This is a genomic window from Marinomonas sp. A3A, assembly GCF_018336955.1.
In the GTDB taxonomy this organism is placed as follows: domain Bacteria; phylum Pseudomonadota; class Gammaproteobacteria; order Pseudomonadales; family Marinomonadaceae; genus Marinomonas; species Marinomonas lutimaris.
On record NZ_CP025532.1, the window covers coordinates 2,554,082 to 2,570,543 of the forward strand.

Sequence of the window (16,462 nt, forward strand, 5' to 3'; positions counted from 1 at the left end):
ACAAGAAACCCTTGTCGGCATAAATGCCGACCTACACTATAAGTTATAAAGCTTCTACTAAATTGTTCGCCTTGATTTGACAAACCACTTCGCCGCCTTCAAACACGCATAACTCGCCTTCTTCCATTTGTTGCCACGTTTCGTCGTGGGTTAATGGTTGTGTGGCGATGACGGTGACGACGTCTTTGTCTGTGGTGACTTCCTTGAAATCGACAATGACATCTTCGTCCGACAAGGTAGCTTTTTTAAATGGCGCTCGGCGGGTGATCCAGTGTAATTTAGTAGTGCAAAAGCAATATAAACGCACACCATCGGACAGCATCATATTGAAGACGCCACGCATTTTTAGCTGCAAAGCTAATGCTGATAGTGCTTCAGACACCTCAGATAACGTGGGTTCTAGATCACCAAAACGTGTTTGTAGTTGCTCAACGATCCAACAAAAAGCACGTTCAGAATCGGTGCTGCCTAATGGGTGGTAATATTTTATTGGTAAGGATTCAGATGACTCCAACTGACCATTATGAGCGTAAGTCCAAGTCTTCCCCCAAAGTAGACGGTTAAACGGATGGGTGTTTAATAGACTTACCGCGCCAACATTGGCTTGGCGGATATGACTGATGACAATGTCACACTTTAAAGATGTATTGCTGATGACTTCTGCCATGTCCGAATCTGCACTTGGTCTTGGATCATGGATCGCCCAAACATAGCCATCACGATACATAGCCATTCCCCAACCATCTTTATGAGGACCTGTGCGCCCGCCACGAGCACGTAAACCAGAAAAACTAAAACATATATCGGTTGGCACATTAGCGCTCATGCCCAATAACTCACACATCGTCTAGATCTTCTCTTCTAAGGGATTGATTTTTCTTTATACGACGATACAAAAATACACCGCCAGCGATTACGATAATACCGCCTAGGTTCAACGCGACATATAAAATCCATTCTGATGTTGATAGATTGTTCGCTTTATCTAACATCTGATCGGTTACCGATTCATCCGTTTTGGTATTCTCTTCTGGCACCGGATCAGAAGTTTCGGCAACATCATCAACAACAGACACAGATGGTGGAACAAATACAGGAGCCACATCATTGTTAGATGAAGCTTCTGACATATTAGACGAATTATTCACATAGCCATCCAGCAAGGTAACGGTTGGCGCACTATTTCCTTGTCGATCAAAGTGCCACATTGGTGTCCAATAATCGAAACGTTGTCCAGTTTGAGTCATGCCAATCAACTTAGCTCGGACGTTTACATTATCGCCCGGAGACACTGGAATGAGTTTTTCCCAATAACCTTGCCCAGCCAGCGGCATATCTTCCGTTTCAGTTGTACCGCTATTGTAGGTAAATTCAAGCTTCACATTAGAGCGCAACATATTCAGTCTCAAATTCACTGGCTTAGCCGAGAACTGGACTAAATTACCACCAGGACTAGTTCCTTCAAAATCGATAGCAGGATGAACAGCAAAAAACTGACTAATCTGACGAGAGAAGGTTTTACCATCTACTAAACTGATAAGTTCATAATTCCCTGGTTCAGTAATACCTTCTAGACGTTGCTTAAATTGCTCATTCGTTCTCAGCGTATCCTGAGAAAAAACCGTCTCTTTTTGTTCGCCACTTAAACGCACTAATGTTTGTTTGACGTCCAATAAATCTAATACTTTATCGTCTTTAATTAGCTCATTTTTTTGAAACAAGCCAACGGTTGAGTAGATAGGCTCATTCTGAAATATCACTGGCGCGACAGGCGTTGCTTGCGCACTTAAATCTGTGATGACGCGAATGCTGCTTCGTTCAAGATCCACATTATTGACCTGCCATGCACCAGATGCAGGATCGCGAACTGTTATTAGGGTGTAATGATCCGAACTAGAAACAGACACCTCGGCACTACTCACTAGCGAGAGCGACTTACCATCAGGCTTGATGATATGAGGCTGTATACCCGTTTCATGGAACACAACCAATGTAAGCTCTTTAATGGCGTCGTCTACAGAAAAACGATTGCCATCAAATGGTAACTCGTCCGAAGGCGAAGCTTGGGTAAAAATACGGTCAAAGGTATCAAGTAAATCTTCAGGAATAGCAACTTCGGTGTGTGTTGCGTCAGTGCGCAATGACAAGGATTCAAGTAAGGCTTTGTCGGTATAACCCGTCATAGAAATAGTGTGAAGATGAATACCACGTTCTTCTAATTTAGCAGTTAATTCATTGAGAATACGATCACGGGAAGCTTTGTTTACCGCCTCATCTAAACTGATATCCACCATGCCATCAGTGACTAAAATCCAGTGACGATTAAATCCCGACTTTAGGTTTCCCGAATCGGGTGTTTCTAGCAACAGCTTTATAATAGCTTCTAAATCGGTTTTGACATCTTGTGTCACATAGCTATCGACATAGCTGGCAAGTTTCGTTTTGTTGGCTTTGTTAACGATGGCTTCTGGTAGGAGCACTCTAGGCTCTTCGCCAAATAACCAAATCCCTAATGTGGCTTTCTCTTCAGGCGCGAGATTAGAAATCAGACGCAACGCCTCAGATGTTAGCTTATCAGGATCACTGATCAACATACTACCAGAGGCATCAACAATGACTCGAAACTGAGTATCCGCTTTACTCAACGGCATCCAAAAGGATAAAACAGCCACTAACAACACAGTATTTATTTTCAACCACTTCACGTTTGCGAACTCCTTGAACTGCTTTACTTTGCTGAATTTAGCGACCATTTGTCGTAATCAAACAGAGGTCTCAAGTTACATCATACGGTTCCGGCATACCATGTACCCATTTTATGACATGGGTTTCCCATTCGTCTTCGTCTACCGTATTCTCGTTCACCGCGTAATGGCGAACGGTAAGCCCTTGACGAAGCATTTCTTTATCGCTTCCAACTACCAAAGGATGCCAATTCGGCAAATCTTTGGTTTCGTACAATACACGATAACTACAGGTATCAGGCAGCCAATGAAATTCATCGATTTGATCCGGTGTTAGCGTAATGCAAGTAGATACTTTATCTTGCCGAGTTTCGTACACTTTACATTGGCACGAAGCAACATTGAGCTGATGACAAGATAAATTGGTATAAAAAACTTCTTCGGTTTCATCGTCTTGTAGTTTTTGCAGGCAACATTTGCCACATCCATCACAAATAGATTCCCATTCGACTGGAGACATTTTTTCCAGTGGCGTGGTTTTCCAAAAAGGCTCGTAACGCTTTGCAATCATTCTATGAATCCAAGTAATTAATAAACCGCTTGCGTCGGCGTTTTGTATAAATCCAACAAATACTCGTCCTTCACTGGCGGTAATTGCAAATAAAAGCCTTTTTCACGAATGCCTTTAGTGACGTTTTCTGGTGTCGCTCGAGCTAGCTTACTTTCATTAGTCAGTAGCATAGTCATCGCACTGATGCCTTTGCCAAAACGAACCATAAGCTCTTCAGGAATTTCCTTCAGCCCTTTGCTTTTTTCTACATACAAGTACATTCCATCATGCTTGCTGGAACGAAATACTTCTACGATTAAATGCTGTTTCATAATTTTCTCTTGGCGCGCTGCACCGTATTAAGACTTTTTTAAATTTTTCTATTTTTTAAACGTATTCAATATGGGATCAACAATCACATCACGACGCCAACCTGTCATTGCAGGGTTCTGCAAATCGATCTCAGTACCATCGAACAAATGACGCACTAGTGGATCTAGCAGCTTACGCTTCATCATAGCTTCTGGTGCAATGTTTAACGCCTCGGCTTTTTCACGAATAAACGCTTTGATTGCTTTCGTTAAATCACCCGCCTGAGATGGTAAAGGTATTTCCAATGGCAACTGATATTCATCCGGTGACAATTCATTCACCATGGCGACGTTTTGCAAAATAACTTCACCATACAAACGATGCTGACGACCGGTTAACTCTTCCGCCTCAGAAACCGCTTTATGATGTGTCGGCAAGGTTTTCGCCAACGACCAAAGAGTACGATCTTTTAGAATCTGCCCTTTTGGAACGTCTTCTTTACGAGCTTGTTCATCGCGCCAAATGAATAGCAAACGCAATAGTGTTAAACCCGCTGGCGTCAAACGCCACGCAGTTTTAATGCCATCCCAGTTTTGCTCTGGATCAGAGTTCATCTGGTATTGCCATTTCAAGGAATCACAATCCTCCATCACCCATTCAAGCATATTTTTCGCTTCTAAACGGGCAATTTGCATTGGATAGACTTTTGCCAAATACACCACATCAAGTGCTGCATAACGCTTTTGAGCATCCGTTAAAGGACGCTGAACCCAGTCTGAACGAGTTTCGTCTTTCGCTACTTCAATTTGCAAATACTCATGAATCAACTTCACATAGCTAAGTGACCATTGCGCACTAGCATAGGCTTCACCAATTTGAGTATCGTAAAAAGGCGCAGGTAAAACACCTAACAAACGATCAAAGACATCCAAATCTTCAGAACATGCATGGAACACTTTCATTACTGAAGGGTTTACCATCAGGTTACGCAGAGGCTCCCATTCATCGATGCTCAACGGATCAATCAGTACAGCTTTCTCGCCTTCACTAATTTGAATGAGCCCCGTAATTGGAAAATAAGTTGTGCGACGAATGAATTCTGTGTCGACCGCGATTACCGGTAAATCTGCCCAGTAATCACACCAACTTGCCAAAGATTCATTGTCCGCAACCCACACAATATTTAGAGCATCATCTTGATCATTCATACTAGAGCTTCTTCCGTCCCTCTAGCGCTAAAGCCAGAGTGTTTCCATCAACGTATTCCAGTTCACCACCCATAGGCACTCCATGGGCAATACGACTGACATTGATGTTCAATGTTTTTAATTTTTCAGCAATATAGTGACAAGTCGCCTCGCCTTCTACTGTTGAGTTAGTGGCAATAATCGCTTCTTCCACTTCATTATGCTGAACCAAAGCTTCTAAACGATCCAAGCCTAATTCTTCAGGACCAATGCCATCAATCGGTGACAAATGCCCCAGCAAAACAAAATAACGCCCAGAAAAACTACCTGCAGATTCGATTGCTATAACATCCGCTGGTGTTTCTACAATACACAAATGCTTTGCATCCCGCTCAGGGTCTGTACAAATTCCGCACTCTGACTCTTCAGTCAAAGTACGGCAACTTGAACAACGCCCGACTTTGTCGAGCGCCTCACGCAATGCATTTGCCAGTCTATCTGCCCCTTGATGATCACGTTCCAATAAATACAAGGCCATTTTTTGAGCCGATCTTGGCCCAACACCCGGCAAACAACGTAATGATTCAATCAGTTCTTTAATTAAGGGACTAAACAAAGCTCGCTCCTAGAAAGGCATCTTGAAGCCAGGTGGCAAAGACATACCCGCTGTTGCAGAGGCCATTTTTTCTTTTTGAGTCACTTCGATATTACGCACTGCATCATTCACGGCAGCCGCAATCAGGTCTTCTAGCATCTCTTTATCATCACCAAACAAAGAATCATCGATAAAAACACGTTTCACATCATGACGACCTGTCATTAGGATTTTAACAAGACCTGCACCCGCTTGACCTTCTACTTCCATGTTGGCGATTTCTTCTTGCGCTTTCTGCATGTTTTCTTGCATCTGCTGCGCTTGGCGCATCATGTTACCCATACCACCTTTAAACATAACTTTTGCTCTCCAATTTAGGCTTTAACTTTAACCGTATCGTAAACCAGCTGCGCACCCATCGTTGCCGACAAGGCTTGCACAACTGGGTGTGAATTCAAATGTGTGATTGCCACTTGCAAGGCTTCTGCTCGCTTACTTGCGGCAAATTCCTCTGCGGTCACACCTGTAGTGTCTTCCACTGTATCTATAATCAAAGGCACCGCCATCGCAAAAAAATCGCTCAGTGCACCTTGTATTTGTTCGTAACGTACTTGGTTTAGCATGTGCCCGTATTCTAAAGGCACTTCGAGGCGAATACCTTGATCACTTGCATCCACCAAGCTGGAATTCATTAAAATATTTTGCACCAAGCCTGTCAAAGGCAAACGCGGCGCCACCAGCCACCAAAGCTTCATGGTCAGCTCATTATAATGGCTCATCTCTGGCAATGGCATACCTAATGCGGGTTGAGCAATAGTATTCGGCACTTTGGACAGACGCGTGTCTGGCTCTTTACTTTCTTCTTCGACGATTGGCGATTCAATAGGTTCCGCTGCTAAGGCATCAACTAAATCTGCAGCAGGATTAAATGGATCGACGATATCAGCAATGGCACGCTCTTCCGCTTCTTCTTCGTCTTCATCATCGTCACTTTCATCTAACGAGACTTCTGTGAATCTATCTTCCGCAACAACAAAAGGTTTAGGCTCATGATCCAGCTTGCTAGCAGCCCCTGCCTCTTGCTGTATGTCTGCCTCTTGCTGTATGTCTGACTCTTGCTGTATGTCTGACTCTTGCTGTATGTCTGACTCTTGCTGAGCTGCAGGCTCTAACTCAGTGCTGTTTACTTGCTGCACTACATCAACAGATTCTACTGGTTCACTACTTTCTACTGTTGCGATCTCAACATCATCTAACGTGATGGATTCAACATCTTCTTCAATATGATCCTGAGCAGCCTCACTCTGAACACTTTTGCTTTCAACAGCGACATCTTCAACAATATCATTTTGAACAAGAACATCTGCTATAGCAGCTGGTTCCGGCGCATCTTCCCAAGGCGGATGTTCGGCAGTTACCATTGACTGAACCGACTCTTGATCAGGCTCTGGATCAACTATTTGCTCAGCTGACTTAATGACTACTGGCTCTTCTGGTTCAACGACTGATGTTTTTTTTTCTGTCATCGGCGGCGACGGATAGTCAGACTCTGCCGTTTGATTCATTGCTTCAGGTGGTGTTTCAGATAATGCTACTGACGCTGTTTCTGTTTGAGCATTCATCACAGGCGGCGCATTATGACTAACCATCATTGGCGGTGCTGGACGGAAGGCAATCAACCTTAACATCAACATTTCAAAACCCGCACGAGCAGAATGTGCTAAATGCAAATCACGGCGACCAATTAATAAGCTCTGATACATCATTTGTATTTCTTCAGAGCTAACACTGGTGGCAATACCCTGAATCCGAGCCAAATCACCCAGCTGATCCATTAATGCGCCCGGCACTTGCTGCTCTATCGCCACACGGTGCAACACATCCAACAAGCTACCACAAATCGCGGAAAAATCTGGCTGATAATCAGCAAGTTGCTCTATTCGAGTCAAGACTTGCGCTGCGTTCTTAGACGCAACGCTTTCTAATAAATCCAATACTTGTGCTTGGTTCACCAAGCCCAGCATCGCGGTCACGCCGGATTCCGAAATTGTACCGTTACCAAAGGCAATAGCCTGATCCGTCAAACTCAATGCATCACGCATACTGCCATTAGCCGCTTGGCCTATTTGCCACAGAGCTGGCTGATCAAAGTTGACTTCTTCGGTGGTAAGCACGGTTTGCAAATAGTCCACCACGCGCTGTGGCGACATATTTTTGAGATTGAACTGCAAACAACGAGACAAAATGGTCACAGGAAGTTTCTGTGGATCTGTCGTTGCTAGCAAAAATTTGACGTGCGCTGGCGGCTCTTCAAGGGTTTTTAATAACGCATTGAAGGAATGAGTCGACAGCATGTGCACTTCGTCTATGAGGTAGACTTTAAAACGTCCACGAGTTGGCGCATATTGCACGTTTTCTAGTAATTCGCGGGTATCTTCTACTTTGGTACGAGATGCCGCATCCACTTCGATCAAGTCAACAAAACGACCTTCAGCGATTTCTCGGCAACTATCACAAGTTCCACAAGGCTCAGGCGAAATGCCATTGGTTTCACAGTTCAAGCATTTAGCAAAAATACGCGCGATCGTGGTTTTACCGACACCGCGTGTTCCAGTAAATAAATAGGCGTGATGTAAACGCTGTTGGCGTAAAGCATTCACCAACGCTTGAAGTACATGGTCTTGCCCAGCCATTTCAAGGAAAGTCTGTGGGCGCCATTTTCGTGCGAGTACTTGGTAGCTCATGCAATCCAATCTAATGATTATTAAGGCTGCGTAGCACAGCGTTTGATTTTGTGACCATACTACAATCAATGCATATGGCTATATAATTTGCTGAATTTTAAGCTTTTTCAGCTTAAAAAGAAATGAGCTGGCGGGAATTCTATAAGGCACGAAGATCCCGCTGAGCAAATCCACTCAACGGGATATCGAATTTATTTACGATCTATTAATTTGAAACCTTTCGGCACTTCAAAACGACTCGTGTGCTCACCAGTCATTTTGGCTGCTTTTACTTCTCGGATAATAGTAAGGGCAGGCTTGCCATCTTCCATTCCCATCCAAGTTTTTGCACCTTTTTCTGCTGTATTGGATAAAAAATCTCCCGCCATGCTTTTCAAAGAATTCACAGGATCTTTCACATCAAATTTAGTACTTTCTTCTTCTGACTTCGGCGTTGGGCAAGTATTTGCGTCAACATACCATTCTATCTTCACAGAAATTGGCTCGCCATCCACTGACGTCAGTTTTTTCATCTCTTCAGGCTTACCAGCGCTCAGAAATTCCATCGCGGTCGCTGCATTGTGATCGAGGAAAGCATCCAAAGGAGCGGAAGCAATCACTTCATTATAATATTTGCGATCAAAATTATGAGCCACTTGTAAAGCTTGATTTGAGGACACATTCGCCATCCAAAAATCCATCGTCACAACATGCTGGTCCAGATTGCCTTGATCATCTTCTGACACCAATTCCCATTTAGCTACATATTGATCGGCAACAAAGCCATTAATTTCTCGCTGACGAGCCTCAGGCGTTACATGAAAATCGTATTTTTTAACCTTAACCTCACAGCTCTCGGTGCCATTTGGGTTGTAACCTTCTTCCCCTCCATCGTCTTGCGCTTTACCTTCCTTCTGCTCCTCTCGAAGTTTCTCCAAAGGACTCAATGAGCCAGTGCAGCCAGACAAGCCACATTCCGCAAACTCTTCCGTCTCATAATTAACGCTCCAGAGTAAATTCTTGTCAAAACGAGCAATATCAGCGACATGTTTTTCAATGGCAATGGCATCGACTACCCAAGAGTCATATTCAGTTTGCACTTCCGTTGTACTTTTATCTGCAACGGTGTAACGAACCTCCTTCACATTCGCATCTGGCATCATATAGCCACCAATGCGTGTGTTATATTGCAAAACACTTGTATCAACAATAGGAGTATTATCAACAACTTGACTAGCACAACCACTTAAAAATAGCGCAACGCCCGAAAGGGCAAATAAAGGTTTCGAGTATTTCACGAAAAAATCCTTCTATTAATAATCCAATAAACCACAGACCCGAAATACTGCATTTAGCCTGAACGAGTAAGAATACTAGATCTATCACCTTCTAATTTCAACACCAACAAAAAAGGCCAGCATCAATGCTGGCCTTATAAAATACTCAATCAAAACAACATTATCAGGCTTGTTCACGCACCTTGCGCTGACGCTCTTTTTCTAGCGTTTTTTCCAAACGATGCTTTTCAACCGCATCTAATACTTCTGCACCTATGTGCTCTTCACCACGAGAACGAGCCAGCTGAACTTGGCGCTCACGCTCAATAAAACGTTGACGCTGCTCATCAGTGAATTTATCAACGCAATGCACGCAACTCACGCCTTGAATGTAATGCTCGCTTTGTTTCTCTTCTTCGGTAATTGGCATACGACACGCATGGCATTGGTCGTATTCACCTTTTTGTAGATCGTGATTTACAGAAACACGATTATCAAAAACAAAACACTCACCTTCCCACAGGGTTTCTTCTTTTGGTACTTCTTCCAAGTATTTCAAGATGCCACCTTCAAGGTGATAAACCTCTTCGAAACCTTGTTCTAGCATGTAAGCTGTAGATTTTTCACAGCGAATACCACCCGTGCAGAACATGGCAACTTTTTTGTGTTTCGCAGGATCCATGTTTTCTTTTACATAAGCAGGAAACTCACGGAAGGTATCCGTTTTTGGGTTTACTGCGTTTTTGAACGTACCAATTTGCACTTCGTAATCGTTACGGGTATCAACCAAAACCACATCAGGATCAGAGATCAGCGCATTCCATTCGCTTGGTTTAACATAAGTGCCAACCACACGCTTAGGATCGATACCTTCAACACCCATGGTTACGATTTCTTTTTTAAGCTTCACTTTAGTGCGATAGAAAGGCATCTCTTCGTCATAAGACTCTTTGGATACAATCTTATCCAAACCTGGTTGCTGATCTAACCAAGCCAACATGGCATCAATACCTTCACGAGTACCCGCTACTGTACCATTAATGCCTTCGCTTGCTAGCAACAAGGTGCCACGAATACCGTTATCTTCTAATGTTTTCTGAAGCGGTTCACGAAGGGATTCAAAATGAGGCAGTTCGACAAATTTATAAAGGGCACACACGACGACTTTAGACATAACATTCTCCTATGCGATCTGGAACGTAAAACCAGAGCAATTAAATAAGGCGCGCATTATAAAGATTTATATTCCATTTTTCGAGGCCAAACCCTAAAAAAACCACACAAACAAAAGGGAGTAAGTTTATTGGTCTGGATCAAGTGTAGAGCCTGTGGTGTTATTTACACGGAACCAGCCAGCAATACTGTGCCGCGTACGTTTTGCCACCATAACTTCATGATAAAAACATTCACTCAGAAACACGGCCAACCGCCCTTTTTTCGGAAAAAAACGTCCGACTTCAACAGAAGGATCATTTTCATCGTAAATAACCAGTTCGCCACCATCACCATCTTGCCAGTCTTCGTTCAAATACAAGACAGTAGACAAAATACGATTGCTCTCACCTTTAAAAGCATCAATGTGCTTTTCATAAAACGCGCCTTCTTCGTAACGAGCAAAGTGCGCCTCATAATCAAATAATCCAAGGAACAAACGACGATTCAAAGCAACGCGTAAATCAGCCATCATTTTTAAGAAATCTATGCGAATTGGCTTATCCGGATCTATCCACTGAATGTAATCACGACGAGCGTCTAGCACGATTTGATGATCTTGTTTTCGACCGATACCAGCCTGCAACATAAAAGCGTTTTGTATGCTTTCTGCTTCATCCATCAAGGCTTGAGTGAAATCTGTTGAAAAAAAGTTATCCTGAACACTCCAGCCTTTTGTCTGTAGATCCGTTAACAGATTAGAGAACGGTTCTTCTCGGCTGAAAGCAGGAATAGAATTTTCAACATACAGGCGTTTAGCTGGCTGGACTTCAGTAGACATAGATAGGTTCGTCACTTATAAAAAAGATCACTTGTAAAAAGGCAAAATAACTACAGCAGCTATGATACTGTAGCCCAACAGACAACACATCAAGATTTCACCAGATAGATTTAATAAGATGACCCAAACCTTTCAATTACGAGACTATCAAATTCAAGCCGTTGAGGCGTCTTTGGGACACTTTCGTAATAGCGATGACCCTGCTGTCATAGTACTTCCCACTGGAGCAGGAAAGAGCTTGGTGATTGCAGAGCTCAGTCGACTTGCCAAAGGTAGAGTTGTTTGTCTGGCGCACGTGAAAGAATTGGTCGAGCAAAACCATGCTAAATTTCTAGCCACAGGATCCTCTGCAGGGATTTTTTCTGCTGGCTTAAGCCAAAAAAACAGTACAGAGAAAACCACCTTTGCCAGCATTCAATCACTTTCCGCAAGCCTTGCTGATTTTAACGAACCAGCAAGCTTAATCATCATCGATGAATGCCATCGCGTTGGCATGGAAGAAAGCGGCCAGTACAACAAAACCATCGAGCATTTTCGAGCCCTAAATCCAAAAGTCAAAATTCTCGGCTTAACCGCCACGCCCTATCGCTTAGGCAGCGGTTGGATCTATCAAAACCATTATCATGGCTACACGCGGTCATGTACAAATTCGTTATTCAAGAAATGTATTTTTGAGCTACCTCTACAACACATGGTCAAAAAAGGCTATTTAACGCCGCCAATTCATTACGATGCAGCCATTGCTCACTATGATTTCAGCTTACTAACCGAAAGTTTAGATGGCGAGCAAAATACAGACGACATCGCACTAAACGAACTAATCCATAAACACCCTCGGGTAACCAAAGCCGTTACCGAGCAAATATTGCAACTTAGCCAAGATCGCCAAGGCGTGATGATCTTTGCGGCAACCATCGATCATGCACAAGAAATTGCCAGCTACCTGCCGGTTGATAAAACCGCCTTAATAACTGGAAAAACCAAACTCAAACAACGGGATTCATTGATCGCAGCATTTAAAGCCAAAGAGATTAAATACCTCGTTAATGTCTCCGTATTAACCACAGGGTTTGACGCCCCCCACGTGGACGTAATCGCTATCTTACGTCCAACCCAATCGATCAGTTTATTTCAACAAATCGTCGGTCGTGGCTTGCGTTTAAGCCCCGGCAAAAAAGACTGCTTAGTCTTGGATTACACCAACAACGGCTACAATATCTTTCAGCCAGAAATTGGCGAAAAACGCCCAACACAGGATTCTGTCGCTGTACAGATTCACTGTCCAACTTGCGATTTTGCTAATACTTTTTGGGGAAGAAAAGACGCTGAAGGCAATATTCTTGAGCATTTTGGGCGCCGTTGTCACGGCCTAGTCGAAAACGAACAAGGTGAAGAACAACAATGCAACTATCGCTTTCGCTTCAAACGCTGCCCTTATTGCAATGAAGAAAATGATATCGCCGCGCGACAATGCCAGCATTGCGCAGAAAAGCTTATCGATCCAGACGACTTACTCAGAAGCGCACTCAATCTAAAAAACAACAAGGTATTGCGCTGCTCGGATATTACACCTGAGCTAAACATCAAAGAGAAAAGCATCAAGATTACGTATCACGATGAAGATGGGCTGACGCTAGCAGAAACATTCCGCTTTAACTTCAAGAAATCACGGCAAGCCTTTAACGACTTATTCGCTCGCAGAATAGCCAATGGCAGCCAATCAATTCAGTTTGATAAAATCGAAGAAGTCGAGCGCTTTTTACCCTATCTTCCGACACCAGATTTCGTCATCGCTAAAAAGCAAAAACAACACTGGCAAGTCACAGAACGTTTGTTCGATTACCAAGGCCCGTATAGAAAAGCCAACGAACTTGGTTAATCTCATCAACCTTTATTTTTTAGCGCATTACGATAAGAAACCTCAAACGGAAGATTCATACGCTTCAAATGATCAATCGCAACTTGCCCAAGAACACCTTTTGGCACTCCCGTTAGCAAAACGAACCAATAGTTAGAAATCATATTTTCCGCAAAAATACCGGCCGTTTTATCGTCTACGCCGACTTGCTTAAAGCGCTTGATAATACCTTCTGAAATTACGGCCATTTGGTTAGTGTGAAAACCACCTTTTGCCAAGCTATCCAATAACACTTGGCGAGTAAACTCTGCGTACGCATCATAAAATTCAAACAGCACTTGTGCCATTTGCAAAAGGTAATCAATTGGAGAGGAGCTGGCTTTTTGAGACGCGACAGCAGCACGAAGTGCTACATCCATTTCGTCAAAGAAAATGTCTTTTACGAGCGCTAATTTATCGGGAAAGTGAACAAACAAAGTTCCCACAGCAATACCAGCTTTATCACTTAAATAGCGAGTACTGGTGGCTTCGATCCCTTGTGTTAAAAAGGCTTGCTTGGCGATGGTTTTAATTTTAGATCGAGTATTGGCTTTTTGTTGCTGACGAAGACTCACCTTAACATTCCCCTAAGTAAGATATTAGGAGAGTCTAGCGTGTCTAATTTTCAAAGACGAGTGTAATTTAATACATGGAAGATTAACGCAAAGAACTTAAACTAGGCATCGCAGATCGAGCTAGCAACTCTGAAAGATCGGACATAAATGATACGATGCGTTCTGCATTGACACCAAAATCACCAGAACCAACCCTTGAACAGGAACGCATATCCACCCGAACTTTACCTGACTCTATCTGAGTAATACGAATGATCACATCATCTCTAAAACCAAAAATTGGCGTGCGTGCAGTCGCCTCAACGATTCCTGCACCAGAATACGTAGCAACTACATCCCAGCCACGTTCCTCAACAAGCCTTACTACCGCAGAATAAACAGCTGTTTTATTTTTTGATGAAAATAGAGGCTGAACATCAGGATAGAACTCATGCTGAATAGGTGCCCATTCACTATTATAACGTAAGTCATTTTCTTGAGACTTACGAATAAAGTTAACATTTAAAAAAGCAGGGGGAGCATCGGTATCGGTAGTAATATCATTAATGTCAGGCAAACCAGAGCGCTGTAAATAAAACCCTATCCACATAACGCTATAAACAAATGAAACGATTAACACTAAAAAGAAGAAACGCTGACACGCTATATTTTTTTCTTTCCGGCAAACACCTAGCGAAACTGCAGCAAGCAAAGACAAAACCAACGCGGCAAATACGCTCTTACGAAGCATAGAAAAACCTGTTATTGGCTCAAAAACCCCAACTCGAACACCAGCAATAGATATGAATGCAATACAGCCAACCAACATGAGAAGAATGTATAAAACCGGAGAGATATAACGACTCATAGACAACTCATAACGAAAAAATAATATCTCACACCATATCGCGACTTGATGACAACGAACAGAAGCAACAAGCCTGATTCAACGTATTCCTCTGTATTTGCATATTTTGTGTAAAGTTAACTACAGAAACAGTACAAAGCAAGAGATTAACACAAGTAACCTACCACCTGGATAGCCTACATTATTAAGAAGCAGCCTACTCTACTCGTTGCCTCCCAACACTAAAAACTCAAATGCGACACATATAAAAATGGCCATCTACAAAGATGACCATTCTCACATAAACATCAAGTGAACAAGGCTCATCAAACAAAAGTCAAACACCAAGCTTACGACAATAGGTATTGAGTTTTATTAAGCCAGACTCAAGCTCAAACTTTTGAACGTTAGGACTTTTAAACTTGAGTGCATTAGAAATATGCGTATTGATCATCGCCGCCATACCTTCAAAACCCTCTGGCGCTGATGCGATCAAACGATCCAGCATAGGAGCCAGTGACTCTTGCTTTTCTTCAATCAGAGATGGGTCTTCATACACATCATGCACCAAATCAATCAGAGCTGAAAAGTTAACCTCTTCCATAATTTGCTATCCTTAAGATTATCTAAACCACATACCCTATGAGTTTTCAGCCTCATCAGCAAGTTTAATCTGCTCAAAAGACCACTTATAGAATGACAAAGAGTTTCTTAGATTGCATCTATAACTGCCTCATCATTGCCTGTCGGCAATTTACCTCCTGGAAGCCAAAGATCGTTTGCTACATTTTGCCGACCAGTTGGAATTCGTTTGGGCGGTTGATGTATCAGGTGTGTTGACCGTTTAGGCATTCGCCTAACTCCAGCATTCGCAGCTCTAGATGTAAGTGCAGTATAAAAAATCGCTTTAAAATATGAGATTTTTCCCAATATAGCTGCGCCAGTAAACATTAACCCTCCTCCAGAAGATACAGCTCCAACTGCAGATGAGGATATAACTGACATAGGGTCAATCTTTTCATAAACAGCATATTGAACTGTAGCATCTAAGGAACCAGCTAAAACTGCACCGGTTACCATTGCCTTCATCAAACCTTGCTTTAATTTTCTAAATAGTCTGGTATGGACCCAGTTTCCTAGACAGTTTCTAGCTCCGTAAAATATCGCCTCTCATATTGCAGTGGCGATAATCCATTATTTGCCCCATGGTGTCGCTTTGGATTATAAAAGCATTCGATATAATCCAAAATCTCTGAACGAGCATCACTTCTTGTTTTGTAGGTTCTATTGCGTACTCTTTCTTTTTTTAACAATGAGAAAAAGCTTTCCGCAACAGCATTATCATGGCAGTTACCACGACTCATACTGGCTTCCAGATTATTATCTTTTAAGAAGGTTTGCCAATCTTTCGAGGTATATTGAGCGCCTTGATCTGAGCGTACCAGTACTCTTTTTGTGGGGCGTCGTCGCCAAACAGCCATGAGTAAAGCATCAATAACGGACTCCGCTGTAGCCCTTGATCTCATTGACCACCCTACGGCCAATTTTCATTGGCATCGTAGGCGATCTTGTAGCTGGCTTCATCATCTCGACGAATGCCGGTTAGGTTACGCTCTTTATCGTAAGTGAGATGCAGTGCGCTGCCATCAGGCTGAATAATAGAGCTAGGCTGACTCAAACCCTCGAACGTTTGTTGTGTCGTTTCACCTTTGTTGTTTTTGCTGGCAATAAGACGACCAGCCTCATCGTATTCAAAGTAGGTGTGTTTTTTGTCGTCTGGGGCGTTTTCATCAAAAGCAATGGTTTCAACCAATTGCCCCTGCTCATTGCGTTTGTATTGCAC

Annotated in this window: 17 protein-coding genes and 1 pseudogene; 1 reads left to right on the plus strand and 17 read right to left on the minus strand. The window is 42.9% G+C overall.

Going from position 1 to position 16,462, the window contains the following annotated elements:
- Positions 1-43 precede the first annotated feature (43 nt).
- The 11 genes from CYL31_RS11995 to CYL31_RS12045 form a co-directional block, all read right to left on the minus strand.
- A complete protein-coding gene (locus CYL31_RS11995; protein WP_212915473.1) occupies positions 44-844 on the minus strand; it encodes a class II glutamine amidotransferase in 801 nt (266 codons plus the stop codon).
- The gene (locus CYL31_RS12000; RefSeq protein ID WP_212915474.1) at positions 837-2,705 is read right to left on the minus strand and encodes a VWA domain-containing protein; all 1,869 of its coding nucleotides are present in this window, start codon (positions 2,703-2,705) and stop codon (positions 837-839) included. The genes CYL31_RS11995 and CYL31_RS12000 overlap by 8 nt, the downstream gene beginning before the upstream one ends.
- Before the next feature lie 70 nt (positions 2,706-2,775).
- Positions 2,776-3,255, minus strand: a complete 480-nt coding sequence (locus CYL31_RS12005; protein WP_212915475.1) for a YcgN family cysteine cluster protein — start codon at positions 3,253-3,255, stop codon at positions 2,776-2,778.
- A gap of 17 nt (positions 3,256-3,272) precedes the next feature.
- Positions 3,273-3,566 (minus strand): YcgL domain-containing protein, encoded by a 294-nt coding sequence (locus CYL31_RS12010; RefSeq protein ID WP_212915476.1) that lies wholly within the window; start codon positions 3,564-3,566, stop codon positions 3,273-3,275.
- A 48-nt stretch (positions 3,567-3,614) separates the two neighbouring features.
- Positions 3,615-4,754 (minus strand): ribonuclease D, encoded by a 1,140-nt coding sequence (gene rnd / locus CYL31_RS12015; protein ID WP_212915477.1) that lies wholly within the window; start codon positions 4,752-4,754, stop codon positions 3,615-3,617.
- A gap of 1 nt (position 4,755) precedes the next feature.
- Positions 4,756-5,349 (minus strand): recombination mediator RecR, encoded by a 594-nt coding sequence (gene recR, locus CYL31_RS12020; protein WP_212915478.1) that lies wholly within the window; start codon positions 5,347-5,349, stop codon positions 4,756-4,758.
- Positions 5,350-5,358: 9 nt separating this feature from the next.
- Entirely contained in the window at positions 5,359-5,685 is a 327-nt protein-coding gene (locus CYL31_RS12025) for a YbaB/EbfC family nucleoid-associated protein (RefSeq protein WP_212915479.1), read from the minus strand.
- A 17-nt stretch (positions 5,686-5,702) separates the two neighbouring features.
- Positions 5,703-8,072 carry a DNA polymerase III subunit gamma/tau gene (gene dnaX, locus CYL31_RS12030; RefSeq protein ID WP_212915480.1) on the minus strand — a complete coding sequence of 790 codons (2,370 nt, stop codon included), beginning with the start codon at positions 8,070-8,072 and terminating at the stop codon, positions 5,703-5,705.
- A 191-nt stretch (positions 8,073-8,263) separates the two neighbouring features.
- Positions 8,264-9,349: a hypothetical protein gene (locus tag CYL31_RS12035; protein ID WP_212915481.1), complete on the minus strand. Its 1,086-nt coding sequence runs from the start codon at positions 9,347-9,349 to the stop codon at positions 8,264-8,266.
- Positions 9,350-9,512: 163 nt separating this feature from the next.
- Entirely contained in the window at positions 9,513-10,502 is a 990-nt protein-coding gene (gene trhO / locus CYL31_RS12040) for an oxygen-dependent tRNA uridine(34) hydroxylase TrhO (RefSeq protein WP_212915482.1), read from the minus strand.
- Positions 10,503-10,628: 126 nt separating this feature from the next.
- The gene (locus tag CYL31_RS12045) at positions 10,629-11,321 is read right to left on the minus strand and encodes a 2OG-Fe(II) oxygenase (RefSeq protein ID WP_212915483.1); all 693 of its coding nucleotides are present in this window, start codon (positions 11,319-11,321) and stop codon (positions 10,629-10,631) included.
- 118 nt (positions 11,322-11,439) lie between these two features.
- Between CYL31_RS12045 and radD the strand changes: the two genes are divergently transcribed.
- On the plus strand, positions 11,440-13,200 hold the full coding sequence (gene radD / locus CYL31_RS12050) for a DNA repair helicase RadD (protein WP_212915484.1): 1,761 nt from the start codon (positions 11,440-11,442) through the stop codon (positions 13,198-13,200).
- 5 nt (positions 13,201-13,205) lie between these two features.
- Here radD and CYL31_RS12055 read toward each other — a convergent pair whose 3' ends face one another.
- The 6 genes and pseudogenes from CYL31_RS12055 to CYL31_RS12080 all read right to left on the minus strand — a co-directional run bounded on the left by CYL31_RS12055 (position 13,206) and on the right by CYL31_RS12080 (position 16,462).
- The gene (locus tag CYL31_RS12055) at positions 13,206-13,793 is read right to left on the minus strand and encodes a TetR/AcrR family transcriptional regulator (protein WP_212915485.1); all 588 of its coding nucleotides are present in this window, start codon (positions 13,791-13,793) and stop codon (positions 13,206-13,208) included.
- 82 nt (positions 13,794-13,875) lie between these two features.
- Positions 13,876-14,640 carry a DUF1499 domain-containing protein gene (locus tag CYL31_RS12060; protein ID WP_212915486.1) on the minus strand — a complete coding sequence of 255 codons (765 nt, stop codon included), beginning with the start codon at positions 14,638-14,640 and terminating at the stop codon, positions 13,876-13,878.
- A 316-nt stretch (positions 14,641-14,956) separates the two neighbouring features.
- Positions 14,957-15,223, minus strand: coding sequence for a hypothetical protein (locus CYL31_RS12065; protein WP_212915487.1), 267 nt, complete (start codon positions 15,221-15,223; stop codon positions 14,957-14,959).
- 107 nt (positions 15,224-15,330) lie between these two features.
- Positions 15,331-15,708 carry a hypothetical protein gene (locus CYL31_RS12070; protein WP_212915488.1) on the minus strand — a complete coding sequence of 126 codons (378 nt, stop codon included), beginning with the start codon at positions 15,706-15,708 and terminating at the stop codon, positions 15,331-15,333.
- A gap of 47 nt (positions 15,709-15,755) precedes the next feature.
- A pseudogene (locus tag CYL31_RS12075) lies at positions 15,756-16,157 on the minus strand (IS3 family transposase); the annotation flags it as partial.
- Positions 16,154-16,462, minus strand: coding sequence for an RHS repeat domain-containing protein (locus CYL31_RS12080; RefSeq protein ID WP_249411571.1), 309 nt, complete (start codon positions 16,460-16,462; stop codon positions 16,154-16,156). The pseudogene CYL31_RS12075 and the gene CYL31_RS12080, both read right to left, overlap by 4 nt.